Below are 1,721 nucleotides of genomic sequence, written 5' to 3'. Positions count from 1 at the left end.
GGCAGAAAGACCAATCCGACGTGTCAGCGCCGACCCGAACCATCCACAGCAGCGTAACGCCCGGGGGGCTGTGGACGAGCTGCGGCGTCCAGACGACAACGCCCGCACGGGACGGGCGCTGTGGCTACAAGACGCTGGCGATCAGCCGGCCGGTGGCGCGTGCTTCATCTTGCGCATCACGGCCATCACCGGGCCGGAGGCCACGTAGGCACCGAACAACAGCAGCAGCATCACCGAGGGCTGCATCGAGATCACCACGAAACCGAGCACGATGGCCAGCAGCACCACGAAGGGCACCGGCCCCTTGAGGTCCACTTCCTTGAAGCTGTAATAACGAATATTGCTGACCATCAGCACGCCGGCCGCGCCGACGATCAGCAGCATCAGCAGCTTGAAGCCGAAGGCCTCGGCATCGAAGCTGTGGAAGGTCCACACGCTGGCGGCCACCAGCGCCGCCGCCGAGGGACTCGGCAGTCCGATGAACCACTTCTTGTCGACGCTGCCGATCTGCACGTTGAAGCGCGCCAGGCGCAGCGCGGCACAGGCCACATAGAGGAAGGCCACCACCCAGCCGGTCTTGCCGATGTCCTGGAGGATCCAGGTGAAGGCCACCAGCGCCGGCGCCGCGCCGAAGGAGAGCATGTCCGAAAGGCTGTCATACTCGGCGCCGAAGGCGCTCTGGGTATTGGTCATGCGCGCCACCCGACCATCCAGGCCATCGAGCACCATGGCGATGAAGATCGCCACCGCCGCCGCGATGAAGTCGCCGTTGATGCCGGCAACGATCGCGAAGAAGCCCGCGAACAGGGCCGAGGTGGTGAAGAGGTTGGGCAGCAGATAGATTCCCTTGCGGCGAACCTTCTTGCCATCCTCCACGGCCTCCTCGATCACCTCGGTCTCGCGCACGAAGGCCGCGGCCAGATCCTCCTCGGCCGGGGGCATCCGCTCGGGCGACGCCTGGGCGTCCGGCTCGGCATCCGGCCGGGCGGGGTCGTGATCGGTAGTACGGGGGTCCTGACTCATGCGTTTCGTCCATTGCCGAAATGAAGGCGCCGCAAGGGCGCACCCTCATTCTACACGCCCGACACGCCCCCACAACGCCGGGCATCGCCCCGGGCCCACAACGAAAGAGGGCGCGGAAGCCCGCGCCCTCTCTGTCTGTCCGACAACCGATCGGGATCAGTTCTTGGACTTGTCCACCAGCTGGTTGGCGGCGATCCACGGCATCATGCCGCGCAGCTTGGCACCCACGATCTCGACCTCATGCTCGGCGTTCAGGCGACGACGCGCGGTCATCGACGGATAGTTGCTGTTGCCTTCCTGGATGAACATCTTGGCGTACTCGCCGGTCTGGATGCGCTTGAGGGCGTTGCGCATCGCCTCGCGAGACTGCTCGTTGATCACCTCGGTGCCGGTCACGTACTCGCCATACTCCGCGTTGTTGGAGATGGAGTAGTTCATGTTGGCGATGCCGCCCTCGTACATCAGGTCGACGATCAGCTTGAGCTCATGCAGACACTCGAAGTAGGCCATCTCGGGAGCATAGCCCGCCTCGGTCAGGGTCTCGAAGCCGGCCTTGACCAGCTCGACGGCACCGCCGCACAGCACGGCCTGCTCGCCGAACAGATCGGTCTCGGTCTCGTCCTTGAAGGTGGTCTCGATGATGCCGCTGCGGCCACCGCCGACGCCGGCGGCGTAGGAGAGCGCGAGCTCCTTGGCAC

At 65.3% G+C, this 1,721-nt stretch carries 1 protein-coding gene and 1 pseudogene; both read right to left on the bottom strand.

The genetic code is table 11. From position 1 onward, the window contains the following. Positions 1 to 141 precede the first annotated feature (141 nt). On the bottom strand, positions 142 to 942 hold the full coding sequence (gene pssA / locus IBX53_RS16025; protein WP_290911353.1) for a CDP-diacylglycerol--serine O-phosphatidyltransferase: 801 nt from the start codon (positions 940 to 942) through the stop codon (positions 142 to 144). Between the two features lie 237 nt (positions 943 to 1,179). Continuing rightward, positions 1,180 to 1,721, bottom strand: a pseudogene (locus IBX53_RS16020) (ketol-acid reductoisomerase); the annotation flags it as partial.

The sequence above is a fragment of the Halomonas sp. genome (assembly GCF_014859505.1).
Lineage (GTDB): Bacteria > Pseudomonadota > Gammaproteobacteria > Pseudomonadales > Halomonadaceae > Halomonas.
This window is presented reverse-complemented; position numbering and strand designations above follow the sequence as displayed.